Source organism: Nonomuraea polychroma, from assembly GCF_004011505.1.
GTDB lineage: Bacteria > Actinomycetota > Actinomycetes > Streptosporangiales > Streptosporangiaceae > Nonomuraea > Nonomuraea polychroma.
Genome location: NZ_SAUN01000001.1, coordinates 4,077,535 through 4,101,436 on the forward strand (window position 1 = coordinate 4,077,535; position 23,902 = coordinate 4,101,436).

General features: G+C 70.0%; 24 protein-coding genes. 12 read left to right on the forward strand and 12 right to left on the reverse strand.

The genetic code is table 11. The annotated features are described in order from the left end of the window. Positions 1–21: 21 nt before the first annotated feature. Complete coding sequence (locus EDD27_RS18615; protein WP_164903679.1) at positions 22–1,005, forward strand: helix-turn-helix transcriptional regulator; 984 nt, start codon at positions 22–24, stop codon at positions 1,003–1,005. Positions 1,006–1,212: 207 nt separating this feature from the next. On the opposite strand, the gene EDD27_RS18620 is transcribed toward EDD27_RS18615, so the two are convergent. Both EDD27_RS18620 and EDD27_RS18625 read right to left on the reverse strand, forming a co-directional pair. Continuing rightward, complete coding sequence (locus EDD27_RS18620) at positions 1,213–1,638, reverse strand: SRPBCC family protein (protein WP_127933548.1); 426 nt, start codon at positions 1,636–1,638, stop codon at positions 1,213–1,215. Between the two features lie 52 nt (positions 1,639–1,690). Next, positions 1,691–2,026 carry a VOC family protein gene (locus EDD27_RS18625; RefSeq protein ID WP_127933549.1) on the reverse strand — a complete coding sequence of 112 codons (336 nt, stop codon included), beginning with the start codon at positions 2,024–2,026 and terminating at the stop codon, positions 1,691–1,693. 88 nt (positions 2,027–2,114) lie between these two features. On the opposite strand from EDD27_RS18625, the gene EDD27_RS18630 reads away from it, so the two are divergent. Beyond that, positions 2,115–2,747, forward strand: a complete 633-nt coding sequence (locus EDD27_RS18630; protein WP_241564813.1) for a CGNR zinc finger domain-containing protein — start codon at positions 2,115–2,117, stop codon at positions 2,745–2,747. A gap of 76 nt (positions 2,748–2,823) precedes the next feature. Here EDD27_RS18630 and EDD27_RS18635 read toward each other — a convergent pair whose 3' ends face one another. Together EDD27_RS18635 and EDD27_RS18640 are read right to left on the reverse strand one after the other, a co-directional pair. Then, positions 2,824–5,862 (reverse strand): Tn3 family transposase, encoded by a 3,039-nt coding sequence (locus EDD27_RS18635; RefSeq protein WP_127933550.1) that lies wholly within the window; start codon positions 5,860–5,862, stop codon positions 2,824–2,826. 366 nt (positions 5,863–6,228) lie between these two features. Continuing rightward, positions 6,229–7,071, reverse strand: a complete 843-nt coding sequence (locus tag EDD27_RS18640) for a LysR family transcriptional regulator (RefSeq protein WP_127933551.1) — start codon at positions 7,069–7,071, stop codon at positions 6,229–6,231. Between the two features lie 72 nt (positions 7,072–7,143). Between EDD27_RS18640 and EDD27_RS18645 the strand changes: the two genes are divergently transcribed. After that, on the forward strand, positions 7,144–8,343 hold the full coding sequence (locus EDD27_RS18645; protein WP_206641499.1) for an MFS transporter: 1,200 nt from the start codon (positions 7,144–7,146) through the stop codon (positions 8,341–8,343). 88 nt (positions 8,344–8,431) lie between these two features. Here EDD27_RS18645 and EDD27_RS54330 read toward each other — a convergent pair whose 3' ends face one another. After that, a complete protein-coding gene (locus tag EDD27_RS54330; protein WP_164903680.1) occupies positions 8,432–8,596 on the reverse strand; it encodes a hypothetical protein in 165 nt (54 codons plus the stop codon). A gap of 223 nt (positions 8,597–8,819) precedes the next feature. Between EDD27_RS54330 and EDD27_RS18650 the strand changes: the two genes are divergently transcribed. Continuing rightward, a complete protein-coding gene (locus tag EDD27_RS18650; RefSeq protein ID WP_127933552.1) occupies positions 8,820–9,149 on the forward strand; it encodes a hypothetical protein in 330 nt (109 codons plus the stop codon). Positions 9,150–9,282: 133 nt separating this feature from the next. On the opposite strand, the gene EDD27_RS56610 is transcribed toward EDD27_RS18650, so the two are convergent. Both EDD27_RS56610 and EDD27_RS18660 read right to left on the reverse strand, forming a co-directional pair. Then, complete coding sequence (locus EDD27_RS56610) at positions 9,283–10,614, reverse strand: SDR family oxidoreductase (protein WP_241564112.1); 1,332 nt, start codon at positions 10,612–10,614, stop codon at positions 9,283–9,285. Positions 10,615–10,676: 62 nt separating this feature from the next. Further along, the gene (locus EDD27_RS18660; RefSeq protein ID WP_241564113.1) at positions 10,677–11,612 is read right to left on the reverse strand and encodes a hypothetical protein; all 936 of its coding nucleotides are present in this window, start codon (positions 11,610–11,612) and stop codon (positions 10,677–10,679) included. Positions 11,613–11,672: 60 nt separating this feature from the next. Here EDD27_RS18660 and EDD27_RS56615 point away from each other — a divergent pair, with 60 nt between their 5' ends. Genes EDD27_RS56615 through EDD27_RS56625 form a run of 3 tightly spaced genes read left to right on the forward strand, consistent with a single transcriptional unit; the run spans position 11,673 to position 12,945 of the window. Beyond that, positions 11,673–12,074, forward strand: coding sequence for a hypothetical protein (locus EDD27_RS56615; protein WP_164903381.1), 402 nt, complete (start codon positions 11,673–11,675; stop codon positions 12,072–12,074). Then, positions 12,071–12,340 carry a sigma factor gene (locus EDD27_RS56620; protein ID WP_241564114.1) on the forward strand — a complete coding sequence of 90 codons (270 nt, stop codon included), beginning with the start codon at positions 12,071–12,073 and terminating at the stop codon, positions 12,338–12,340. The genes EDD27_RS56615 and EDD27_RS56620 overlap by 4 nt, the downstream gene beginning before the upstream one ends. A gap of 35 nt (positions 12,341–12,375) precedes the next feature. Beyond that, positions 12,376–12,945, forward strand: a complete 570-nt coding sequence (locus EDD27_RS56625) for a sigma-70 family RNA polymerase sigma factor family protein (protein ID WP_241564115.1) — start codon at positions 12,376–12,378, stop codon at positions 12,943–12,945. Positions 12,946–13,140: 195 nt separating this feature from the next. On the opposite strand, the gene EDD27_RS18670 is transcribed toward EDD27_RS56625, so the two are convergent. From EDD27_RS18670 to EDD27_RS18680, 3 genes are all read right to left on the reverse strand, one after another. Next, complete coding sequence (locus EDD27_RS18670; RefSeq protein WP_241564116.1) at positions 13,141–13,629, reverse strand: hypothetical protein; 489 nt, start codon at positions 13,627–13,629, stop codon at positions 13,141–13,143. Then, a complete protein-coding gene (locus EDD27_RS18675; RefSeq protein WP_127933553.1) occupies positions 13,626–14,150 on the reverse strand; it encodes an RNA polymerase sigma factor in 525 nt (174 codons plus the stop codon). The genes EDD27_RS18670 and EDD27_RS18675 overlap by 4 nt, the downstream gene beginning before the upstream one ends. A gap of 169 nt (positions 14,151–14,319) precedes the next feature. Further along, the gene (locus EDD27_RS18680; RefSeq protein WP_127933554.1) at positions 14,320–15,201 is read right to left on the reverse strand and encodes an aminoglycoside phosphotransferase family protein; all 882 of its coding nucleotides are present in this window, start codon (positions 15,199–15,201) and stop codon (positions 14,320–14,322) included. A gap of 447 nt (positions 15,202–15,648) precedes the next feature. On the opposite strand from EDD27_RS18680, the gene EDD27_RS18685 reads away from it, so the two are divergent. Next, positions 15,649–16,305: a maleylpyruvate isomerase N-terminal domain-containing protein gene (locus EDD27_RS18685; protein ID WP_127933555.1), complete on the forward strand. Its 657-nt coding sequence runs from the start codon at positions 15,649–15,651 to the stop codon at positions 16,303–16,305. 108 nt (positions 16,306–16,413) lie between these two features. Here EDD27_RS18685 and EDD27_RS18690 read toward each other — a convergent pair whose 3' ends face one another. Beyond that, positions 16,414–18,984: a DUF6493 family protein gene (locus EDD27_RS18690; protein ID WP_127933556.1), complete on the reverse strand. Its 2,571-nt coding sequence runs from the start codon at positions 18,982–18,984 to the stop codon at positions 16,414–16,416. Positions 18,985–19,125: 141 nt separating this feature from the next. Between EDD27_RS18690 and EDD27_RS18695 the strand changes: the two genes are divergently transcribed. The 4 genes from EDD27_RS18695 (at position 19,126) to EDD27_RS54345 (ending at position 22,198) form a co-directional block, all read left to right on the forward strand. Next, positions 19,126–19,524, forward strand: a complete 399-nt coding sequence (locus tag EDD27_RS18695; protein ID WP_127933557.1) for a YybH family protein — start codon at positions 19,126–19,128, stop codon at positions 19,522–19,524. A 291-nt stretch (positions 19,525–19,815) separates the two neighbouring features. Then, entirely contained in the window at positions 19,816–20,805 is a 990-nt protein-coding gene (locus EDD27_RS18700; protein WP_127933558.1) for a permease, read from the forward strand. Next, positions 20,802–21,464: a TIGR03943 family putative permease subunit gene (locus EDD27_RS54340; protein WP_206641500.1), complete on the forward strand. Its 663-nt coding sequence runs from the start codon at positions 20,802–20,804 to the stop codon at positions 21,462–21,464. The genes EDD27_RS18700 and EDD27_RS54340 overlap by 4 nt, the downstream gene beginning before the upstream one ends. Continuing rightward, positions 21,461–22,198, forward strand: coding sequence for a TIGR03943 family putative permease subunit (locus EDD27_RS54345; protein WP_164903681.1), 738 nt, complete (start codon positions 21,461–21,463; stop codon positions 22,196–22,198). Before EDD27_RS54340 ends, EDD27_RS54345 begins: the two co-directional genes overlap by 4 nt. 75 nt (positions 22,199–22,273) lie before the next feature. On the opposite strand, the gene EDD27_RS18710 is transcribed toward EDD27_RS54345, so the two are convergent. Then, positions 22,274–23,839, reverse strand: coding sequence for an AMP-binding protein (locus tag EDD27_RS18710; RefSeq protein WP_127933560.1), 1,566 nt, complete (start codon positions 23,837–23,839; stop codon positions 22,274–22,276). Positions 23,840–23,902 lie beyond the last annotated feature (63 nt).

Genomic DNA, 23,902 nt, shown 5'->3' on the forward strand with positions numbered 1-23,902 from the left:
ATGGTCCGGCATGCTTGACGAATGCTGGACACCTCGGCCCGCCTCCTGCGGCTGCTCTCTCTCCTGCAAACCCCGCGCGAGTGGACCGGCGCCGAGCTCGCCGAGCGCCTCGGGGTGAGCGGGCGGACCGTGCGTACCGACGTGGAGCGCCTGCGCACCCTCGGCTACCCGGTGCTGGCCACCCGCGGTTCTGCCGGCGGCTATCGGCTCGGCGCCGGTGCCGTGCTGCCGCCGTTGCTGCTCGACGACGAGGAGGCGGTTGCCGTCACCGTCGGCCTGCGGACCGCGACCGGTGGCGCCATCGCGGGGATCGAGGAGGCGTCGTTGCGGGCGCTGGCGAAGCTGGAGCAGGTGCTGCCGTCCCGGTTGCGGCGTCGGGTCAACACCCTGCAGGCCTACACGGTGCCGGTGCCCCGCGACGACGCCGGCCCCAGCGTCGACCCGGCGGTCCTGGCCGCCTTGAGCGCGGTCTGCCGCGACCGGGAACGGCTCCGCTTCGACTACCACGACCACGCCGGCGCGGCCACCGTGCGCGCCGTCGAGCCGTACCGGCTCGTCATCTGGGGCCGCCGCTGGTACCTGCTGGCATGGGACGTCGAGCGGAGCGACTGGCGTACCTTCCGCGTCGACCGGATACGACCCCGCACCCCGACCGGCCCCCGCTTCACACCGCGCGACCTGCCCGACGACGTCGCCGCGTACGTGTCACGCCGGGTGTCCGCCGCCGCCTGGCGCTACCGGGCGCAGGTCACCGTGCACGCGCCGGCCGAGATCATCGCCGATCGCATCGGCCCGGCCGCCGGCACGGTCGAACGCCTCGACGAACGCACCTGCGTCCTGCACACCGGCGCGGACACCGTCGAGACCCTCGCCGTCCATCTGGGCCTGCTCGGCGCAGACTTCGACGTCACCGGGCCGCCGGAACTTCTCACGCACCTGCACCGTCTCGCCCACCGATACATCCGCACGATCACCTCGTCTGCACCAGGTGATCGGACCGGGTGAGCGCCCGCCGCCGCATGACCACAACACCGCCGGCTCCCCGCCGGGCTCCGGAAGCCATCGGGCAACCGGCCACGAGTTGGCGGGGGCGGCTGGCCGCCGGAGCAGGCAAGAGCCGCCTGCCGCCGAATGGCGGGGCAGCCCCGTCCGGTCACGCAGCTGGTCACAGTCCTCACGGGGAGGACCGCGACCAGCAATGACGCGGCTGACCTAGCCGAGGTGCTCGCTGGAGGACTCCACCGTCTGCTTGAAGATGCTCAGGCCGTGGTCCATTCCGGCGCCCATCGGGATGGCGAGGTCGTCCGGTCGCACGTCGTGGATCCAGACGAACCGGCTGCCGCCGTCACCATGCGGGACGACCTGCATCGAGGCGTTGTCGTGTTCCGGCTGCATGGTGCCGCCGATGACCGAGAAGACGAGCCGGCGCGGCTCATCGTCGAGCGCGATGAGCCGCTCCCGCAGCACCATTCCGTCAGCGAACGTGACGACCCTGACGTCCGGTTCGTCTTCGTCGAGCCGGCTGTCGGTGACGAAGCCCGGCGCCATCCGGACGGGCCCGTCGGTGAAGTCACTGATGATCGCCCACACGGCCGTGGGGTCGGCATCGATGATGATCTCTTTGTGCACGGAGGCCATATCTGTCTCTTCTGTAGTGGTGGGAACTGGTGTCGCGCGGTGGCGGGTGCGTCTATGCGGCGACGACGCAGAACTGGTTACCCTCGGGGTCGGCCAGCACGACCCAGCCGTCGAAGCGCCGCACTTCACTCGCGCCAAGGGCCCGAATCCGGCCGACCTCGCCTGCCAGGTCATCAGTGGACAAGTCCAGGTGCAGCCGGTTCTTGCCCTCCCGGCCCTCGGGCACGGCCTGCAGGGACAGGCCCACGCCCCTCTTGTTCGCGTCCTCCAGGTAGGTGGCGCCTTCGTCCGAGGACGCGACCTGGTATCCGGTGACCGCCTGCCAGAAGGCGGTGCTGCCGGCCAGGTCGTTCGTGTCGATGCAGATGTTGCCAATGCTGATGCTCACCAGCGACCCCTTTTGATCTAACTGACGTACCAATTACGTCGGTTAAGTACCCTACCATCGCTGATAGCCGGGTAGGCTTCGAGGCGTGATGGATGAGCGTGCTGCCGAGCCTGTGCCGGACAACCTCGCAGCCGGGACGGCGCCGATGCCGCTGCGCGTGATCGAGGAGTTCATCAACACCCGCCGCCGGGACGGCGATGAGATCGCAACCCCGCAACAGCTGGCGACGTGGTTGCACGCCCGCGGCCTCATGTCAGCCGACACGGTGGTGAACGACGAGCAGCGCGACCGTGCCGAACGGATCCGCGAGGGACTACGCGCGCTGATCGCCGAGAACAACACCGAGCCGGTCTCCAGCCCGCGCCCGGACGGCCTCAACCCCGCCGCTCGCGCCGAACTCGCCGATCTCACCCGCGACTTCCCGCTGATGCTCGACGTGACCGTTTCCCCGCCCCGGTTGGTCGCCCGCGCCCGGGTGCCGGTGGAGGCGGCGCTGGCCAGGCTGCTCGCCGTCGTGGCCGAGGCCGTGGCGGAAGGCACGTGGACGCGGCTGAAGGCCTGCCGGGAGCCGAGCTGCCGATGGGCCTACTATGACCACTCCCGCAATCGGCGCCGGACCTGGTGCTCCATGGACATCTGCGGCAACCGCGCCAAAGCCCGCGCCTCTCACCACCGCAAGTCCACCGCGCCCTTGACCGCGGGCCAACCGACAAACCGATAACCCCGCGCCGTTGGCCCGCCGGCCTCGCTCCGTCCGGGCAGGTGCGGGGCTTTTGCCCCTCTTCGAGGGACTCAGGTCACGGGGTCAGCCCCAGCTGGCGCAGTTGGACGGGCCGAAGCGGTCGCCATCCGCTGGTGTCGAGCTTGGCCAGTTCCGCCTCGACGTCCACGTTGATGACGCCGAAGAAGTTGATGTTGTCGCTGTGGCCGGGCGAGATGTGCGACAGGATCTCGTCGCTCACCTCCCGGCCCTGGGAACGCAGCTCCAGCACCGCCCTAGAATAATATTCGGTCGTCCATGCGACCACCGAGTTGGTCAGCAGCGTCAGGCACCACGCCTGCTCGGTCTGCTGTTCCAGATGCGGGCGGGTGATGGTGCCCTGCTGGGCGTAGTGCAGGTCGCGGCGCAGTGCGTGCAGGCTTTCCCCCTTGTTCAGTTGCCGCGAGATCTTCCTTCTGAAGGCCGGGTCCGACAGGTATTTGGCCAGGTGGACGGTCCTGCGCAGCACGCCCCATTCCTTCAAGGCGGCCGCCAGGGTGTTCTGCCGGGAGGCGGCCGACCACTTGCCGACGATCAGCGAGGCGGTGGGCTGGCCGTATTTCAGCGATCCGGCCATGCGCAGCAGGTCCGGCCAGCAGTCGGCGATGAGGTTCTCATTCCAGCGCGCGCCTAGCAGCGGCCCGGCGTGCGGGTAGCGCTTGGCGATCTCGGTCGGGGTGTCGTCCCGTACCAGGGTGACCCGGGTCAGGTCCCGCAATCGCGGAGTCAACGCCTTGCCGACCAGGTCGAACAACGCAAAGTTGATGAGTGTGGCTCCGTGACTGTCGGTCGCGTGCTCGGCGATCGGGAGGTCGGTTGCGTTGCCGAGGAAGTCGTCCAGGACGAAGTGCGCCTCCCGCGCCGTCGGCACGATGACCTTCGTGCCGTACGTCGACCACTGATCGGAGACATGGGTGTACGTGGAGAGCACCTGACCGCCGTGAATGACCATGGTCCGGCCGGTCAGGGTCTTGCCGCGGACGGGGAGCCGCTGGCCATCCGATGAGCTCATGGTGCCACCGCCGAACACCTTGGCCGGTTCCAGGCCGTAGTGGTGGTCGACGATGACCGTGTTGGCCTCGCGCAGCGTCTCCTCCCGCACGTACCACTCCATGGGCCAGGCCAGTACGTCGTAGGACACCCCGCAGGCCTCCGACATGCGGGCCAGGCCCAGGTTGGTGGACATCGCGATGAGCACGGCCAGGATGTTGCATTTGGTCTCCACGGACGTGGTGAGCTTGCGGCCGCCGGCGTGGGTGAAGCAGTCCAGGAAGTGCGTGCGGGCGTCCAGTTCGATCAGCAGCGAGGCGATCGGCGCGAACGGCAGCATCGCGGCCAGCTCGTCCCTCAGCGCCTTGGCCTCGGCCGGTACGTCCTCGGCCGACAGCGGCGGCACCACCAGATGCTCGTCCTCATCCAGCCGGACCATGCCGGTGTCGTCGGGAGCGGCGCCGGCCAGGGTCGTCTCCAGCTCCTGCAGGGCGGCGTGCAGTTCCTCCTTGCCCTGCTCCAGCGCCTCGGCCGCGTTCGGCGGCTTGCCCACCAGGCGGCAGTACTCTCCTCGCCGGGGCGCCCACTGCTCGGGCGTGTACAGGTAGGTGGCCGGGTCGGCGTAGCGGCGCGAGCCCGGCACGAAGACATCCCCGCTGCGCAGCCTGTCCCGCAGGCACAAGATCACGCACAGCTCCCAGTAGTGGCGGTAGGCGGTGTCCTCCCCGGACCTGCGAGCCGTGGCCAGATAGTCGGCGTACTTGGCGGGCATGAAGCCGCTCGGCGCCCCCGCGGGCACCTTCCGGCCACCGAGCCGGTTCATCTCCTTCAAGACGGCCACCGCCTCCATCAGCTCGGCTGTGCCCGGCCCGCCCTGGAAGTCGATCGCGGCCAGTACGTTCGGCGTGAACTGGCGCAGGTAGGTGTAGGAGGATTCCAGCTCCGATAGCCGGCCGTGATCTCGGGGCAGCGGCTTCCACGCATCGGATGTGATCTCCCGCAGGCGCTGCATGCCGATCCGCTCGCGCAGCATCCCGCCCACTTCATCGTCGGGGATCGACGGGTCGGCCAGCACCGGCAGGATCATCTCCATCACCAGCTGCCGGGCCTCGCCCTTCTTGGCCCGCTCGACCAGCGCCTCATCCGTTTTGGACTTCGCCCGCGACTCCCGCGCCGACACCGCTTGGTCGAACAGGGCCACCACCTCATCCAATTGGTCGACCGCGGCCTGGGCCACGAACGCCAGCAGGATCGGGAACTTACGCTCCTTGCGCCGCTCCAGCCCTTGGTTGGTCGAGCGGCGCGCAACCTGGGCCAGGAACCGGCGGCGTTCGTTCGGCAGCACCGACACATCCATCTGGTGGGCGTCGATCGCGCGCAGCCACGTCAGCTTGTCGATCGCGGTCTTCACCGAGGTCGCCGAGGCATCCCGTGCCGGGCTGACCAGCCACTCCAGCCGGGTCATCCCCAGCCCCGCATCCACCAGCAGCATCCGCTCCAGATCGGTGCGGACCTCCGCCGTGAGCAGGTGCCCCACCAGCTGCGAGGTCAGATCGGAGGCCGCCTTGCGGGCCGTGCCGACCATCTTGGCCAAGATGAGCGCGCCGGGCCGGATCACCTTGGCCGCCATCAGATACTCGCGCGCCAGGTTAAACAGCAACGTGGGCGAGTCGTGCTCCATCGCCCGGTCCAGTAGGAACTGCTCCAGCTCCTTCATCGCCTGGCTGCCCGCCGGAGCGGTCTGCCACTCCAGATACTTGGCGATCAGGCCCAGATGGTCCGAGCGGGTCTGATCGCGCTTGCCGTACAGCCGCAGCGCCGCCGGCGCCACGCCCAGCCGCTCCGCGACCCGGGCCACGGCCGCCGGCGGTGCCGAGGCCACATCGTCGGGCACGAACCCGAGCCACGGCAGCGTGCAGAGCTGGACCAGCATGCCCAGCCGATCGACAGGGCCCCGCCCACCGGGACTCACGAACGCCGCGTCAGCCGCCGTCGGCGTGAAATACCGGATCAACTCATCTGCGCTGATCTCCGGGAACGAGCGCAGCTGCTCCAACTGCTCCTCGGAGAACATCTTCTCTGACAACGCATCACTCCACGTGCCGTACCGGACAAAACCGGAACGAACGTAGCGGCAGTGATCATCAACCCGCCACAGGCGGTCAAACTCCTCCGTTACCGCAGCTCAGACGCTACTTCGTTGAAAATTTCTTCATTGCTACCGGGACCCCCTATGGCGCGGACGGGACGACCGAAGACTCCGGTGACGCTCACTGACGAGGAGCGAGCAACGCTGCAACGCTGCAACGCTGGGCGCGCTGGAACCTGGCCCCGGCGTCCTGCTTGCCACGCACGGCGCGCAGGGTATGGCCGGCGGGGGTCGTTGAGGAGCGATGGGCCCTGGTCAACCTGCCACCGGCTCGGCGAGCGGCGCGCTGACCAGCCGTGAAACTCAGATCATGCGTCGTAGAGCGGTCTCCACGGCATCGATCAGCGGATCGCCTTCGGTCCGTGGGTGTCGTGCGAGACCGAGCTCGACGTCCGGCAGGGTGGGCAGGGCGTCCGTGTCGTGGCAGGCCATGGCCGGTTCGAGGTTGGCGGGCATGAGCGCCGCGACGCCGAGCCCGGCCCGTATTGCGGCGAGCACACCGACCAGGCTGTTGCTTTCGAACGCCACCTGCCAGCGCCGATCGGTACGTTCCAGGGTTTCCAGCACTGACGTACGCCACGAGCACGGGTTCGAGAACAGCACCACCGGCAGCGGATCGGCAGCCACGTCCACACCCTGGCCGATCGCCCAGACCAGCGAGCGGCGTACCGTCCAGCGCGGCGGCCCGGGAACGTCTGGCACCGCGTCGAGCACGAGGTGGACGCGGCCCGCGTCGTAGGCCTCCTGCATCGCGGCGTTGGAGAGGCTGAGCACCTCCAGTGTCGCGCCGGGGTGCAGCCGGGCGAGGTCGGCGAGGGCCTGCGGGAGCCGGGACGCGGCGAGGTCTTCGAGCAATCCGACGCCGCAGTGGCCGGTAAGCGCGCGCCCGGTTTCGGTCAGTGCCTGTGCGGAGAGCGAGAGAATGCGTTCGGCGTACGGCAGGAGCTCCTCACCCGCCCGGGTCGGCGAGACGCCAGACGGCGAACGGTGAAGCAGCGGACGGCCGACAACGCTCTCGAGCTTGCGCAACTGCTGGCTGAGCGCAGGCTGGGTATGTCCGAGCGCGGTCGCGGCGCGGCTGATGCTGCCCGCCCGCACGGCGGTGACGAACGACCGCAGCAACGCGGTCTCAAGATCCCTGGCCATAACAATTCATTATGCTAGCTCCAACGAATTAACCACTTCCTATGGCGTGACGGATGATCTAGCGTCACGCAGGTGACCAGATACCGGCAGCTACTCGCCGTGCCAGGGATGGCATCGCTGCTGGGCGTTTCGCTGCTCGCCCGTGCCGCCATCACGGCTAGCGTGATGGCGCTGACGATGCATGTCGTGCTGGGCCTGGACATGAGCTACGCGGCAGCGGGTGGTGTCGCGGCGGCTCTGACCGCCGGGATGGCGCTGGGTGGGCCGCTGCTCGGCCGCATGATCGACCGGCGGGGCCTGCGCACCGTGCTGCTGGTGACTGTCGTGCTGCAGGCCGTGTTCTGGCTGAGCGTGCCGATCCTGCCGTACGGGATCCTGATGGGCGCCGCCTTCGCGGCGGGTCTGCTGATGGTGCCGGCCCAGCCGGTGACCAGGCAGGCGATCGCCGCGATGACGACGGCGGGACAGCGCCGGGCCGCGTTCGCGCTGGAATCGGTGCAGGGCGAGCTGTCGTACATCGTGGGCCCGCCCATCGTTATCCTGTACGCGGCAAAGGTGTCCCCTGGCATGGTGGCATGGAGCGTCGGCGCCGCGATCGTCGCGGGTGGAGCGGGCATCGCCTTGCTCAACCCGCCGCTGCGTGCCGAGAACGAGGCGGATGCCGACACGGTCGGCCACCCCCGTCGCCGGGAGTGGCTGGGCCCGGGCATGATCGCCGTGCTGGTGATGGCGTTCGGCACCACGATGCTGCTCAGCGGTACCGACCTGGCCATCGTCGCCACCCTCGAAGAAGCCGGCCAGGTGTCCTGGGCCGCCGTGGTCGTGGCAGTGTACGGCGTGGCCTCCATCGTCGGCGGGCTGGTGTACGGTGCGCTCCCCCGGCCGCTGCCCACGTGGCTGCTGCTCGGTCTGCTCGGGCTGTCGACCATTCCCGCTGGGCTGGCCCACGATTGGCCCTGGTTGTGCGTGGCCGGTGTCGGTGCAGGGCTGCTCGCCGCGCCGACTCTTTCCGCGGTGGCCGACGCGGTGAGCCGGCTGGCTCCGGCCAGTGTGCGGGGTGAGGCGACAGGTCTGCAATCCTCGGCGCAGAGCGCAGGTTTCGCGCTCGGATCCCCGATCGTCGGGGTGGCGATCGACGTCTCCGTGCCGGCGGGCGGGTTCGCGGCGGCCGGGCTGGCCGGCCTCGCCGCCGCGCTGGCTGGATGCCTGCTGTCCCGCCGATCGCCCACCCGGGCGCGCTCTCCGATCTCCTCATCCGTCAGCCGCTCATAGCCCCGGACCGCGACCCGGGACTTGATCGTGGGGCCATCACCGTCCGGTTCCGGCCGTCCCCACCGGCATCGAACCCCACAGGCAGGAATCACAGACCCTTCGACCGGCTCAGCGCGCCCGCCGCCGTCGGTGGCACCCGTCCCTGCAGGCAGCACCACGACAGGACTCCCCCGACCGTCCCCATGATCGCGTTCTCGGTGCCCTCGCTGCGGTAGTGCGCCCTCGCTCCCGGCCCGCGCGAGCGCGCCGGCATCGGCCCGGTTAGGACCGTACGAACGGTAGCGGAAGTGATCAACAACCGGAACCTCCCTGTCTCAGCGCAGGTCAGGCAGATCCGACCGACATTTCCCCGGGACCACAGGGACCCCTCCGACCGGTCATCACCGCGATGACCGGACTGGCCGCCCCGCTTGCAGGCGATGCCGCCCGCGGGCTGACGCCCATCCACGGGCACTCGCCGACGCCAGGCGATCCCAGTGTTCGCGGACCCCGGAGAAAGGCTCATCATCGCGTCGATGGCCTTCATGGCAGGCGACGACGAGACGTCCATGGACCTGTCCGTCCGGCTGGCCGACAACTGCCGGGCACAGGCGATGATCGGCTGGCTGCCGCACGCGCTGCAGAACCTCGCCACCAGCCGGCTCTACCTGGGCCGGTTCCAGGATGCGAAGGCATCGGCCACCGAAGCCGTGCGCATCGCCGGCGACACCGGGCAACATCACCGGGTCGATCACCCGCACCTCAGGGTGCCTACGGCTGGGCATGAAATGTCAGTCGGTAAGTCGGGCGAGCGTTTCCGACCATAGCCGCAGGCCCGGTGATGTTGCGGTGACGGCATAACGGCCCTCCGCTCCCGAACATGTACCCAGCCGCCAGGTAGCGGAGTGAAGGATCAAGCTTGAGTTCGGGCCGTGTGCGCGCCGGGCGCTTCGGTAGCTCTCACTGCGGCCGAACGGCGACCGAATCGGCGGAGAGCGTGACCTCGACGGTGATGTGCGGATTGTCCAGCTGCGGGAGCTGAAGCCCACGCTTGAACTCCTCGGCATCGTCCGGCATCACCTTCGGCTGAACTGTGACCTTGACTTGGCCAGTCTCCTCATCTGAGTGCGCCGTCATCGTGGCCACCTCAGGACGGGATCGGAGCCAGGAGACGACCCTGTCCTGGGCCCGCCGGAGCTCCGAGGCCGAGAATCCCTTGCCGCCGATCAGGGTGACCTCCATGGGGAGGGTCCTGGCCAGCTCGATCGCGCGAGTCGGGATGGGACCCTTGAAACCGACGCGCAGCCCCCGCTGGTCGTCGACGTATCTGACGCCGGAGATCTCGTCAGGGAACTCCGCATCAAGTTTGTCGATCACCCGGCTGTTGGACGACTGTGAGCCGAAGCAGTCGATGGCCTCCTCGTAGGAGATGCCCTCCGATTTGGCGATGGCCCCGAGGTCGACCAGCTCGGCGTAGGGAATGCCGTCGATCACCACGTCCGGGTCGGTCACCGCAGGGTCGTACCCCTCGAAGTCCGTCGGCTTGGGCGACGAGGTAGCAGCCACCCGGGTCGCGTACCGCTTGACGACCTCCTCCAGGGATCGGCCCGACGACGCCGCCTCTCGCTTGAGCCGCTCCAGGGTGGGCCGATGCGAACCGGTGATGAAGCTGCTCAGCGCGGAGGCGAGGAAGGTCACGGCGGCGGCGATTTCCTCCGGGCGCCCGAGCCGGCCCAGCGGCACCTGCGCAGCCACGTGCTGCCTGAGGCCGGCGGCCTGCTCCGGGTCGGGAGCGAGCCCCGACAAACCAGGGGTATCGGTCGGGCCGGGCGTGATGGTGTTGACCCGGATGCCGCGTCCCTTGAGTTCGTTGGCCCAGGTCCGGGAGAACGATCGGGTGGCGGCCTTGGCCGCCGCGTACACGCCGAACGCCTCCGCGCCGACGTCCACGTCGGTGGAACCGTTCAAAATCACCGAGGCGCCGTCGTTGAGCAGGGGCAGCGCCTTTTGAACAGTGAACAGCGTGCCCCGGACGTTGATGCCGAAGAGGGGGTCGAAGTGCTCCTCGGTGACCTGCTCAAGCGTCACGAACGCGGCGACGGAGGCATTCGCGAACAGTACGTCCAGGCCCCGTCCCCGGCTGCGGATCGTCTCGTAGAGCCGGTCCAGGTCGGCCAGGTCCGAGATGTCGCCGATCACCGCGGTAGCCGCTGAGCCGATCACTTCGACGGCCGCGTCGAGTTCGGTCTTGCGCCGGCCGGTGATGAACACGTGTGCGCCCTCGGCCGCCACACCGGAGCATTCGATGCACGAAGTCCAGGCTGCGCCGTCCCGCTGAGGCTCCCCCGGCGTGGCTACGAGTTCTCCTCCGCGAGGCTGCCGCAGGTAAAGCCCTTCTCCCGTTCCGGGTCGAGCTGGATGTCGCTGAGGTTGGTGGTCTCCATGGGCCGGCGGAAGGTTTCGAGCTTGTCGCAGTCGTAGAAGACGTACGTGCCGTCGCTCTCGCCGAGCAACATCATCCAGCGGCCGTCGTAGAGCGGCTTGTCGTCCTCGGCGTTCTTGATGACGGTCCACTGGTCCTGGAAGCCGACATAGCCGAGCAGCTCGTTGGCCTGCCCGGTCTCCTGGACCTCGACCGCGCCCCGGACCATCGCCAGAATCAGCAGGAAACCCAGGCCGACGCCGGTCAGGCCACCGACCAGGATCTTCGTCCCGGCGCGGCCGACCGGTCTGCGGCGCAACAGCCGGAACGGGACAAGGAACGTCAACACACCCAGCCCCACCGCAGTGACGACCATGATGGCGATGTCGAGGTCGCCGAGGATATCGAACAGCCCCCAGTAGGTCGCGCCGGACCACAGCGCGGCGATCAGGGCGGAGATCCAGGGCCGCCGCCGGATGGCCTGGACCAGCCTGCCGAGAGCGCCGCGGGTCAGCTTGTCGGCCACCCAGCAGCATCCGACGATGAGGCCGAGCGTCGGGATGCCGATCAGGAGCACCAGGATCAGGGTGCCCATGAGCCGGCCGAGAAGGACGGACTGGTCGATCCCCGCTTGTTGCGGACTGATGCCGAAGATGCCATACATCTCTTCGACGCCGAGATAGAGCACCGCGTAGAGCGCCACGCCGATCGGGATGATGACGGAGCCGATGCGCTCGAGCAGTCCGAGAACGCCGCTGTCGCTCTCTTCTTCCGGGGAGGCGGACGCGGCGCTTTCGGAACGCGAGGTGTCAGCCTCGGAGTGCCCGGGTATATACGTTCGTTCTACCGAGATCTCGTGTCTGGACATGGCGCACGAAGCTAGCACCGGCCCGCAAACAGATCATTGACGAAAGCTATACGCCGCCTTGTGGCCCTGCCTGCTCCACCGATCTCCAAGAACGCCACGCACGCCGGCAAGATCCATACGGTGTCGGCCAGTGAGGCGGCGGCCACGATCATGCACCAGATGACCGCAATCGCCTTCGCCACACACAGCTACACCAACAGGAACGGAATCCGCCAGGGCGGATGGGTGAAGACCAAGGAGGACCCGCTGAATCCGCTGAATCCGCACGAGGAGACGACAACGCGCACGCGGGCACTGCCGATCCACCCTCTCCCGCTCGACGAGGGCGGCACCGGCTACAGCTCGCGGGCGCACCTCCACGACGCGGCCAGCGCCACCCTCCTGACCACGCAACAGTCCACCATCGTCCGCGACGAACCGGCTGCTGTTCGCGATCGCCAACCGGATCCTTCGGCAGCGTGAGCGAGGCCGAGGACGCGGTCCAGGAAACCTGGCTGCGCAACGAGGTCTCCTCGACACAACCCACCTCACCCAAGGCCTTCCTCTCGGCCGTGGTCACCCGGATCTCGATCGACGTCCTGCGGTCGGCCCGCCGCCGGCGGGAGGAGTACGTCGGGCCGTGGTTTCCCGAGCCGCCGCTGCTGAGCGACCCCTACGAGGACCCCGAGCGGTCGGCGGAGCTGGCCGACTCGCTGTCGATGGCGGCACTGCTCTGCTCGAACGACTGACCCCGATCGAGCGCGCGGTCTTCGTCCTGCGGGAGGTGTTCGGGTTCGGCTTCCCGGAGATCGCGTCGACCGTGGGGCGGTCGGAAGCGGCGTGCCGCCAGCTCGCGGTGCGAGCCCGCCGCCACATGGACACCGGCCGGCCCCGGTTCGAGGCCGGCCGGAGAGAGCGCGAGGAGCTCGCCGGACGATTCTTCGACGCCTTCAGGGAAGGCGACGCCGACGGGCTGCGGGAACTGCTGGCCGGCGACGTTCACATGGTCGGCGACGGCGGCGGCAAGGCCCCCGCAGGGACCAAGCCCATCATCGGCGCCGACAAGGTGGCGCAAGTGCTCGCCGCGGTCGCCGCGCCGCTCGTCCGGATCGGCATCGTCGTGGAACCACACGAGGTGAACGGCCAGCCGGGCGCGATCTTCCGCGACCGGGACGGCAAGGTGCTCAACACCTTCGCACTCGACATCCTCGACGGACGGATCCAGACGATCCGCGCCGTCATCAACCCCGACAAACTCAGACACATCGGTCCGGTGGCGGACAGCTGGGCGGTCGCCCGCGAGTGGAACCAGGCCCGCCCCTCGCCGGAGAGGCGCCTCACGCCAACAGCATGATCACGCCCGCCCCCAGAAGCGCGGCCACGAGAACGACCACCACGACCAGAGGCGTCTTGCCGAATCGACGGCGGATGAGCTTCGCGTTGTGCACCATCACGGTCCCCTTTCATGTCACCCCGGCGTCGTATCGCCAGGAAGGTGATGCAGAACAGCAGAAGCGCGACGGCCCGGGCGGCCAACGCAACCGCGGCTTCACACCTCCTCCCGCCCGCCGGTCAGCTCACGCCTGCGACGCAGCAACGCCGCCCGGCGAGCATGAGCACGCACGGCCAGCACCAACGCCGCCGCGACGAACACGCCACCGACCGCCACCGCGAGACCCAAGCCCGTCCCACGCTGGACCGCAACGACACCCACGACCACCGCAGTGACCACCGAGGCCACCAGGGCGATCCAGGCGGCGACCACCTGCTCGCCGGCGAACAACGGCACCCGCCGCGTCAGCAGCCACCCGCCATACCCCGCCCAGGCCAGGCAGAACACCGTGAACAGCGCAAACGCCACATGCGTGCGGCCAGGCAGCGGACCCGGCTCCGACCACCACAACGCGGCCACGAACACCGCACCGGCAAGCCCCACCACCAACGCCGCCACCGCCCGCACCCGCAACCCCAGCGACAACACCGGCGACAGCCGCTCGATCATCTCCTGCGCCGACAGACGCGGCTCCTCCTCAGTCATGACCGGTACCCCTTCTCCTCCAGACGCTCACGCAGCAGCCGACGGGCACGATTGAGCCTCGACTTGACCGTGCCGACAGGCACCTGGCAGATCTGCGCGCAGTCCTCCACCGGCAGATCCTCCAGGTAGAACAGGACGAGAATCTCCCGCTCCAGCACCGGCAGCCCCGACAACGCATCCACCAACCCGGCGCGATCCACCATCGCCTCCACCGGATCGCCGACGACCACATCGCTCGCCACCAAGCCCTCCCGCTCCCGCACGTACTCACCGCGCAGGCGGTCGGCCACCGATCGCCGGGCGATCGTGAACAGCCAGGGCACGAACCGCCCCGGTTCCCGCAGCCGCGGCAGGCCCCGAACCACCGCCAGCCACACCTCCTGAGACACGTCGTCAGCCCGCTCGACATCCAGCATGCGCCGCACGTACGTCCACACAGGCATCCGCCAGCGGGCCACCAGCTCCGCCAGGGCCGCACGCTCACCCAGCTGCGCGCGAACCACCAGCAGCTCATCGGTCATCTCGTCCTCCCGTCACCCTGCACAGTCGGGCGAGAAGCCGATCAGGTTCACGGGATCCACGACATCATCGAGCGGAACCGGCCACACTCACCGCCGGGCCAGGACCGAGACGCCGGAAGGACGCAGACACGAACGCAAGCGGCCAGACGACCGCCTCCACGAGGTCGCCCTACGCGAGCACGGCAGCGATGGTGTGATGACCGATCTCCGCTATCAGCGGGTTGTCAGCCGAGTGGGCCAAAAACGCGAGCGACAGCGCGAGCGCCCAGCCTCTGGCCCGAACCCACAGCTCCTCACCCACCGCGTACCCGCACGCCCCCTGATACGCCCCCCGGAAGGCATCGTGCCACTCAGCCGGCAAGAGCATCCACGCCACCGACAAATCCGTGGCAGGATCCCCAGAGGTGATGTCACCAAAGTCGATCACGCCACTGATCCGGCCGCCATGAACCAAAAGGTTGGCCGGATGAAGATCGCCATGCACCCACACGGGAGGCTTCTCCCACCGCGGCGCCGCGACCGCAGCCTCCCAAACCCGCATCACGGCCCCATGATCGACGAGATCGCCCACGATCCGCAGATTCTGAGCGACCGCCACACGGCGCTCCGCGAGCGGGACACCACGGTAGGGATTCGCGGGCGCGTCCGGATCCGCAGGACCGTGCAACGCACCCAGAAACGCACCCAGAGTGACCGCGGCATCCCCCAGATCAGCAGGCGGATTCCGCGAGGCGACCTCTCCCGGCAAGAACGGGACGACACTCCAAGACCACGGATAACCAAGACCCGGCCGCCCCACCCGCACCGGCGCGGGAACCGGCAGCGGCAACCGGGGCCCAAGAACCGGAAGCCACCGCACCTCATTCACCAGCAACCCGGCCGCCACCTCACGCCTCGGCAGCCGAACGACCAGCGCATGACCGACCCGAAAGATGACGTTGTCCCACCCATTGGCCATCACCTCGATCGGCAGGTGCGCAAGATCGGGATGCTGCACGGCCAAGAGACGCCGAACCAGACCGGCGGAGACATCCACCTCGGCCGCCGGCATGCGATGAGGACCCACCCTGCGACCCTAACCGAGAGTCAATCAAGAACCGACCCGCGGCCGACCGCACCTCAAGGCTCCCGACAAGCAGAGCACCGCACCCGCACGCCGACACCTTCACGCGACAACTAAGATCCGCCCATGTCCCGATCACCTGGCGGGCACGGCACTTCGGCCTCACCTGGCACCTGACCTCGACGACCAGCGCCAACACCCGGCCGTCCTACTTCGTCGACGAGCAACTAAGCGGCCCATTTCGGCATCGGCGACACACCCACACCTTTGAATCGACCCACGACGCCGACAGCCGCACCGAGGCAACCCTCTGCCCAACACATCCCAGCCGACTCCCACGGCGAGATCGGCAACCGCTGACCATCACTCCCCCGCCGACAACCACCCCGCGCAATGCGCTTGTCCACCCATGCGGCACCGCACTACCGTGCCGATGTGGATCTCTTCTCACACTCCTGGACGGCGTTGCGCACAACGGTCGCCGAACTCCCGGACGAAGACTTCGCACAACCGTCCGGCTGCACCGGCTGGCTCGTACGAGACCTGGTGTGCCATCTCGTCATCGACGCCCAAGACGTCCTGATCACCCTCGTAACCCCCGCCGAAACAGAACCCACCCGCGACGCGGTCACCTACTGGGACGTCACCCAAACACCGCCCACCGGCGACGACCCCCTCGACGCACTGACCGTCCGGCTCGCCGCCGCCTACGAAGAGCCCCGGCTCCTCAAATTCCACCTCGACGACGTCGGCTCCGCCGCCGGCCGCGCCGCCGCACTCGCCGACCCAGCCCAACGGGTCAGCACCCGCGACCAGGTCCTCACCGCGGGCGACTACCTCTCCGCGTACGTCCTGGAATGGACCCTGCACCACCTCGACCTCGTCGCGCACCTCCCAGACGCCGCGGAACCACCCGCGGAAGGACTCGCCCGGTCCCGCGAGCTGCTGGAGAAGATCGCCGGGACCGCATTCCCCGCATCCCTCTCCGACAAGGACGCACTGCTCATCGGCACCGGACGGCGCGCCCCGACCGACGCGGAGAAGACCGCACTGGGCGAGCTGGCCGCGAAACTCCCGCTCGTCCTTGGATGATTGTCAGGCTGAACGGGGCCTTCGAGACCACCTCGTCTCCTCTTCGGAGAGGTTCTGTTAAAAGGGTTAAAACACAATCCTTAAACCCGCCGCCTTTACAATGTAGATTCATAAGCGGACGAGCTGGATCAGTCGCCGCGCCTCCTGGATGAGCCTGCTCGACCCTTTACGCGCCGCGATCATCGCCACCTCCGGAAGCTTTGCACGCACCCCCGCGATCCTCGCCGCCCTCGCCCCCGCCGCCAGCAGGTCGGCCAACCCGGCGCGGGGCCGTTCGCCATCCTGCGGCAGCAACCCCGGCAGCAGCCGCACGACCACCTCCCACACCGCCTCGTGCGCACCGGCCTGAGTGGCATCGTCCAGCGCCGACACCACCCGATTGAGCTTGACGACATCACCCGTGACCAGCGTCGTGACCGCCTGCGCCAGCTCCTCCGCCGGGACTTCGCCGCGCGCGGCCAGCGTCAGCAGCGCGTCGGTCGCGCCCGCCCGATCGGCCGCCGCCGCGTGGCCCATGCCACAGGCGAGCGCGTACGCCATCCCGTCACCGAGCGGGCCATCCCCCTGCGCCAGACTCGCCAGCACCTGCGCGTGCCCGCCGCTCCCGTCCTTCTCGGACACCAGCGTGCCGAGCAGGTGCGCCGCCACGATCTCACGATGCGACGGCAGGGCCGGCGGCCACCACTCCGGCGTGTCGGAGTAGCCCGGCCGAGTCTCCAGCACCTCACGGAACAGCTCACCCACAACCGGCACCGCCATGTGCGCGCGCACCTCGTGCCAGCCATAGCCGCCGTAACTCTCGTGCCAGCCCACAGAGACCGTCACCGTAGGGTCGGCCGGCCGGTCACCCCGCATCCACGCAGCACTGGCCTGGCCCGCCGGCGAGCTCAGCCGCCCGGCCCGCGCCAGATCCGCCGCGGAGATCGTACGCGGGAGCCGCAGCAGGGCCTGGGCGAGGTCGCCGGGCAGTGCGTCCACTCCGGCGGCTTCGAGACGCTCGATCCGGTCGAGCAGCACACCGGGATCGACGTGGCCGGTCCCGGCCGTGGGCGTGGCCAGGATGACGGGGTAGCCGCCGCCGCTCAGCAAGCAAGCGGCGAGCTCGCGGGCGCGGCGCAGGTAGAGCTCGTCGAGCGCGCCGAGATCGCTCGGCCGGCTGCGGCGGGGCGCCTTGTCCCGCGACAGCGCCACGCTGTCCTGCGGGGAGGCGAAGGCCAGGAAAGCCAGGCGAAAGCCTTCGACCACACTCTCGTGGACCTCGTAGCCGTAGTGGCCGAACACGTGCGGATCGAACGGATGCCACCACGGCCGTAACGCCGTGCGCAGCGCCTCGGGGGCTCGGTGCGACCATTCTGCCAGCCCGGCCAGGAGGCGCTCGAAGTCGTACGGGTCCGGCGGCCAGCTGAAGACGGTCACCGCGTGCGCGAGCTCCTCCACAGAGCCGAAGGGCGGCTCGATCCGGCGACCGTCCTGGACCGCGGACAACGGCGTGACCGGGACCTCCCCCGCGGCGATGCCGCCTCCGTACGCGGCCGACACCTTCTCCCGCAGTTCGGCGGGCAGCCCGGCGGCCGCGTCGCGCACCGCCTCCCGCCCGTCCGCGCCGGACCGCGGCGCCAGCTTCACGGCCAGCCGCACGGCCCGCTCCTGCAGCGCCAGCGTGTCCTGCGCGAAGATCATGGCCATGGCGCGCAAGACCGTGTCCACCCGCGGCGCCCCGCCCGCGGGCGGCAGGCGCAGCACCGCGTCACCGGCCCACGAGATCGCGGCGCGCAACAGCTTCTTCTCCGGCCGGAACGCCAGCGCCTCCAGCGCCTCGCCGAACAACTCCTCCTCCAGCCGCCCGGCCTCCTCCAGCCGCCGCAGCTGAGCCAGCGCCAGGTCCGCCACCGCGACCGGCCCGGCCGGCAGCAGCCTGGCATAATCCCTGGCCCGCTCGGCCGCCTCATCCAAATCCAGGTCAAGCCGGTCGTGCAGGCCCACCAGCGGGGTCAGCGCCGCGGGCCCGTCGCGCAGCAGCCGCCCCAGGAGGCCGTCGATCACCGCCGCCCGATCCAGCAGCCCATGCTCGAGCAACCGCACGACGCCCTCCACCACGCGCCAGACATCCACCAGGCCCAGGCCGTCGATCTCGAACAGGCGCGGCCCGTACGCCGCCAGCAACGGATCCCCGGCCGCCATGGCCGGATCGAGCCCGCTCGTCCGGTCGCCGAGCTCGCGCAGCCAACCCGTCATGAAGGGGTCACTGTCCGGCGGCCGGACTCCGGTCTCCCGCACGAGCGCCGCGGCCACCGCCCACGGCCACACGTCCGCGTGGCGCAGCCGCCCGGCCAGACGCAACGCCACGTCCGCCTGCCAGTCCACGGGCCGCCGGCGCAGCAGCTCCAGCACCCGGCCGACGACCCGGTCCTGGACCTGCCACCGGAAGTCACGGCGCAGCAGCCAGCCGGTCACGGCCGAAGCGCCGCTCAGGCTGCCCGCGCCCGCCATCAGCAGGGGCCTCAGCTGCCGGTCCCACTCCCGCCAGTCCAGGACGCCACGGGACCGCGCCGTCAGGCATGTCGGCAGCTCAGCCGCCACCACCTTGCGTTCGGCCGGGCCCAGCTCGCCGACCAGGCGGATCGTGCCGACCACGTCGCCGGCCCGGATGTGTTTGAGCAGGTCGTCCCACGCGCTCACGCGGACACCTCCTGGCGGAGGCGGCGCGCCCCCTTGCGAGTATCGGCTCACCATGATCGGGACCCTAGCGGCCACCCACGACAATCCCGGCCCGCCGCGACCCACGGCCGCCCGACCCACTCGTGATATGATCATTTTGTCATGAACAGTCATGACACTTCGCAGCCGCACGTGATCCTCGCCGGCGACCCCGACACCCCCGCCGCCCGTTTCGTCGCGGCCATGAACTCCGGCGACCCTCAGGCACTCGACCACGTCTACGAGCCCGACGCCGTCCTCGTCCCGGTCCCCGGCCAGCCCGTCACCGGCCCCGCGCGCCTGGCCGCCAACCAGCACCTGCAAAGCCTCGGAATCCCCATCGAGGCCCGCCACGCCTACGTCGCCGGCGACATCGCGCTGCTCATCGTGGACTGGTCCATGCGCGGCACCGCACGCGACGGCAGCACCGTCGACCTCAGCGGCACCGCCACCGACGTCGCCCGCCGCGGCGCCGACGGCCAATGGCGCTACGTCATCGACAACCCGCACGGCACCGCCTGACCGCGGCAATCCTGAAGCCTGTTTAGAAAGGCCGGCCGGTCGGAGCCATGCGTCGCCATCGACGAGCGGCTCCGACCGGCTTTTCTGACCCAAGGCGGGCACGGCGGCAAGGCGTACCTGCTGACCGGCCCCGAGCCGTCGCCCGCCGTACGGCAGATCACCGGCCGGGAGCCGCGCACCTTCGAGCAGTGGGTACGGGAGCACGCCCACCACTTCACAACATGAAAACGATTGTCACCCGACATGCCATACTGAACCCTCCAAAAACCGGCCACGGAGGGCAACCACCAGATGACCGCGACAACGGACCGGCCGGCCCCGGAACGCTCAGGCCCGGCACTCGGACCGCCGTGGGCATTCCTCGGCCTGGTGGCACTGCTGGTCGCAGGCAGGTTCCTGCTCGCGCCCCACCTGACCGACCCGGCACTGCGGACCTGGGCCACCGTGTTCGTGGCCGTGTGCGTGCAGGCCATCCCCTTCCTGGTGTTCGGCGTGGCACTGTCAGCGGCGATCACCGCATTCGTACCCGCCTCGTTCTGGACGAGGGCATTGCCCCGGCAACCCTACGCGGCTGTGCCGGTGGCGGGGGTGGCCGGAGCGGTGCTGCCCGGCTGCGAATGCGCGTCGGTCCCGGTCGCCTCCGGACTCATGGCACGAGGCGTCGCCGCCCCGGCGGCCCTGGCGTTCCTGCTGGCCTCACCGGCCATCAACCCGGTCGTGCTCATCGCCACAGCCGTCGCCTTCCCCGGCAACCCATCCATGGTGGTGGCCCGGTTCACCGCCTCGCTGGCGGTGGCGGTGCTCGCGGGCTGGATCTGGGCGCGATTCGGGCGCGCCGCCTGGCTGCCCGCCCCGCGCCGCCAGGCCGAACCGGGCCAAAGCCGATGGGGCGCCTTCCTCGACGCCATGTGCCACGACCTCCTGCACGCCGGCGGATACCTCGTCGTCGGCGCCCTGGCCGCCGCGACGCTGAACGTCGTGATCCCCCGCGAATGGCTGACCGCCCTCGGCGGCATACCGGTCGTGTCGGTACTGGTACTGGCCTTTCTGGCGGTCCTGCTGTCGATCTGCTCCGAAGCCGACGCCTTCGTGGCGGCCTCGCTCACGACGTTCTCACCCACCGCCAAGCTCGCGTTCCTCGTGGTCGGGCCCATCGTGGACCTGAAACTGATCGCCCTGCACACCGGCACCTTCGGCCGGGCCTTCGCCTGGCGTTTCGTGCCGCTCACGCTGACACTGGCGATCGCCGTCAGCTTCGTCACAGGCTGGGCACTGCTGTGAACCGACAGGCCCAGGGATGGCTCCTGGTAGTGCTCGGCGCGACGCTGCTGAGCGTGTCGGCGTTCTCGGCGATGTACGCCAACTACGTCAGGACCGGGTTCCGCCCCGCACTGGTGACCACCGGCGCGATCCTGGTGGCGCTCGGCCTGGCAGCGGCCTTCCGGCGGCGACGGCCCGGCCAGCACGCACCCCGGGTGGCGTGGCTGCTGGCGGCACCCGTCTTCGCGATCGTGCTCATCGCGCCACCCGCGCTCGGCTCGTACGCCGCCCGCCGCCAAACCACCGCTCCCCCACCCGCCACCGCCTACACCGGGCCCCCGGCCGCCGACCTGACACTCGGCGAGTTCATCGGCCGTGCCTACGGCACCTCCACATCCCTCGCGGGCCGGCCGGTGCGGCTGACCGGCTTCGCCGTGACGTCCGGGCGCGGCTGGCACCTCACCAGGATGCGGATCAACTGCTGCGCCGCCGACGCGCTCGCCCTGGAGGTCACCGTCGAAGGCGCACCGGCCCCGCCCGAGGACTCCTGGGTACGGGTCACCGGCACCTGGGTGCCCTGGAAGAACGGCATCCCCCGCGACTACACGCCACCCGCCATCGCCGCAACAGAGATCGTCAGGATCGAGCCGCCCGCCGAGCCGTACGAGGAGCCCACGTGAGCCGGACGTCCCAAGCTCTGCTCCTGCTCCAGCTCGGCGCGGCACTACTGTGGATCTCCGCCTTCTCAGCCGACTTCACCAACTACGTCAAACCAGGCTTCCAGCCCCTGCTGATCACCGCCGGCGCCGTGCTGACCGTCCTCGGGGCGGCGGTCCCGGCCCTCGAACGGCGGCGCCGACGCCAGGCGGCCATCACCCCCGCCGCCCTCGAGGAAGAGCTGCACCTGGCCCGGTTACTGGGCCGCGAGCCCGTCGTCCCCACCCCGACGGCCGCCCACGAGGAACACCACGACCCGGTCCGGATCGCATGGCTGCTGGCCGCCCCGGCCGCCGCCATCTTCCTGGTCGCGCCGCCGGCACTCGGCTCGTACACCGTCCAACAAGCAGAGCACGCCCCCGCCCCTCCCCCGCCGTCCGTCGTGGACGCCGCCCTGCGACCGCTCAAGCACGGCCGGGTCAACGACCTGACCATGAGCGAGTTTGCCGGCCGCGCCTGGTCCGCGCCCGCCTCGCTGAAGGGCAAGAGGGTACGGCTGACCGGCTTCGCCGTCCCATCCCCCGGAGGATGGCATCTCGCGCGCCTGCGCATCGGCTGCTGCGCGGCCGATGCCCAGACGATGAAGGTGACCGTCAAGGGCCGCCCGCCCCCGCGGCCGACACCTGGGTACGCGTCACCGGCACCTGGATCCCCGCCCCGCGGACGGTCGTACCGGCGCTGGCTGTCGTTGAAATAGAGGAGGTCAACGCTCCTGACGTGCCATACGAGTAGAGGCCACCAGCGACCGCCTTTGCATTGTAGATTTCTTACGTCAGGAGTGCGGGATGAGCTTGAACCGGTCCACCTTGCCGGTCTGGTTACGCGGAACGGAGTCCACGAACGTGATGTCGCGCGGCGTTTTGAACCCGGCCAGCTCCGCCTTGACCGCCTGCCTGAGCTCGTCGGCCGACGGCGCCGCCCCTTCCTCGGGGACCACGAACGCCGCCAGGCGCTGGCCGTACTCGTCGTCCGGCACGCCGAGCACGGCCACGTCCGCCACTCCGGGCTGACGCGCCAGAAGATCCTCGACCTCCTGCGGGAACACGTTCTCGCCACCGGAGACGATCATGTCGTCGTCGCGGCCGTCGATGAACAGCAGCCCGGAGTCGTCGCGGTGCCCGAGGTCGCCGGTAGTCAGCAGGCCGTTCGCGGCGCCGGTGAACGTCAGGCCGCCGGCCACGAGCACCCGGCCCACTCCCCCAGGCGGCTGTTCGGCACCGTCCGGTCCCTCGATGCGTACGGTGGCGCCGCGGGGTGGCCTGCCGACGGTGCCGGGCGCGGCACGCAGGTCAGCAGGCGTGGCCAGGGAGGCCCAGCCGGCCTCGGTCGAGCCGTAGAGGTTGTAGAGCACGTCGCCGTAGGAGTCCATGAAGGCGGTGGCCACGGCGGGCGGGAGCGCCGAACCTCCGGAGACCACCACACGCAGGTGCGGCAGCGGCCGGGGCGGACAGGAAAGGATCCGCTTCAGCATGATCGGCACGGCCACCAGCGCCCCGGCCCGCTCGGCGGCGAGCGCGTCGAGCACGGCCCCGGCATCGAAGCGGCGCAGCAGGACGACCGGGCAGCCGAGCACCAGCGCGGCCGCGTACCAGAGCAGTCCGAGCCCGTGGAACAGCGGCGGCGCGATGAGTATGGGCTCGCCGCTGCGCAGCGGCACGGTGGCGAGCATGGACAGGAACGGCGCGGCCAGCCCGGTCAGCGACAACCGCCGCGGCGCGCCCTTGGGCGTGCCGGTGGTGCCGGAGGTGAGCAGCACCAGCCGCCCGGCCCGCCGCGCTGGCCCGTCCTCGTGTTCCGACCCGTCCCGGCCGGTGAGACCGCCCTCGGCGGCGAGCTCGTCCAGGTCAGTGACGCGCGGGCCAGGGAAGTGGACGGGCGGCAGGTCAGGAGCCGCGATGAGCGTGTGCACACCCTCGCGCCGCAACACCTCCCGCAGCCGCGGCCCCGCCAGCCCGGTGTTGAGCAGCAGCAGGTCCGCGCCCAGCCGCGACACCGCGGCGACCGCCGTCACGAAGCCTCGGTCGTTGGGCCACATGACCGCCACCGTCCGCCCGGGGCCCACGTCGCGCCTCCGGCGCAGGCCCACGGCCAGCGCCGCCGCCCGCGCGTTCAGCTCGGCGAACGTGAGCGACCCCGCCTCGTCCACCACGGCCCGCCGGTCCGGCCAGCGCGCCGCGGCCATCGCCACGCCCGCGGCGGGCGTCACGTGGTAGTGCCGGTACGCCTCCACCATGCGAGCCAGCGCCGCGGGCGGCACCGGGGCCAGCAGCCCGCTGCGGGTGAGCGTGACCACGGCCTCGATCCCGAAGCCACCCAGCTCGACCAGCCTTCCGATCATCGGCGCACCCGGCCTTTCTCACGCAGGCCGTACGTGTACCCGCCCGCGCTCCCCCGGAACCCC

Coding starts and splice junctions, on each gene's coding strand:
- EDD27_RS18710 (WP_127933560.1), bottom strand. CDS start 23,839: ATGATCGGAAGGCTGGTCGAGCTGGGTGGCTTCGGGATCGAGGCCGTG.
- EDD27_RS18675 (WP_127933553.1), bottom strand. CDS start 14,150: ATGACCGATGAGCTGCTGGTGGTTCGCGCGCAGCTGGGTGAGCGTGCG.
- EDD27_RS18640 (WP_127933551.1), bottom strand. CDS start 7,071: ATGGCCAGGGATCTTGAGACCGCGTTGCTGCGGTCGTTCGTCACCGCC.
- EDD27_RS18615 (WP_164903679.1), top strand. CDS start 22: ATGCTGGACACCTCGGCCCGCCTCCTGCGGCTGCTCTCTCTCCTGCAA.
- EDD27_RS18620 (WP_127933548.1), bottom strand. CDS start 1,638: ATGGCCTCCGTGCACAAAGAGATCATCATCGATGCCGACCCCACGGCC.
- EDD27_RS18630 (WP_241564813.1), top strand. CDS start 2,115: ATGGATGAGCGTGCTGCCGAGCCTGTGCCGGACAACCTCGCAGCCGGG.
- EDD27_RS18660 (WP_241564113.1), bottom strand. CDS start 11,612: ATGTCCAGACACGAGATCTCGGTAGAACGAACGTATATACCCGGGCAC.
- EDD27_RS18680 (WP_127933554.1), bottom strand. CDS start 15,201: ATGCCGGCGGCCGAGGTGGATGTCTCCGCCGGTCTGGTTCGGCGTCTC.
- EDD27_RS18695 (WP_127933557.1), top strand. CDS start 19,126: ATGAACAGTCATGACACTTCGCAGCCGCACGTGATCCTCGCCGGCGAC.
- EDD27_RS18670 (WP_241564116.1), bottom strand. CDS start 13,629: ATGACTGAGGAGGAGCCGCGTCTGTCGGCGCAGGAGATGATCGAGCGG.
- EDD27_RS18700 (WP_127933558.1), top strand. CDS start 19,816: ATGACCGCGACAACGGACCGGCCGGCCCCGGAACGCTCAGGCCCGGCA.
- EDD27_RS54330 (WP_164903680.1), bottom strand. CDS start 8,596: ATGCCGGCGCGCTCGCGCGGGCCGGGAGCGAGGGCGCACTACCGCAGC.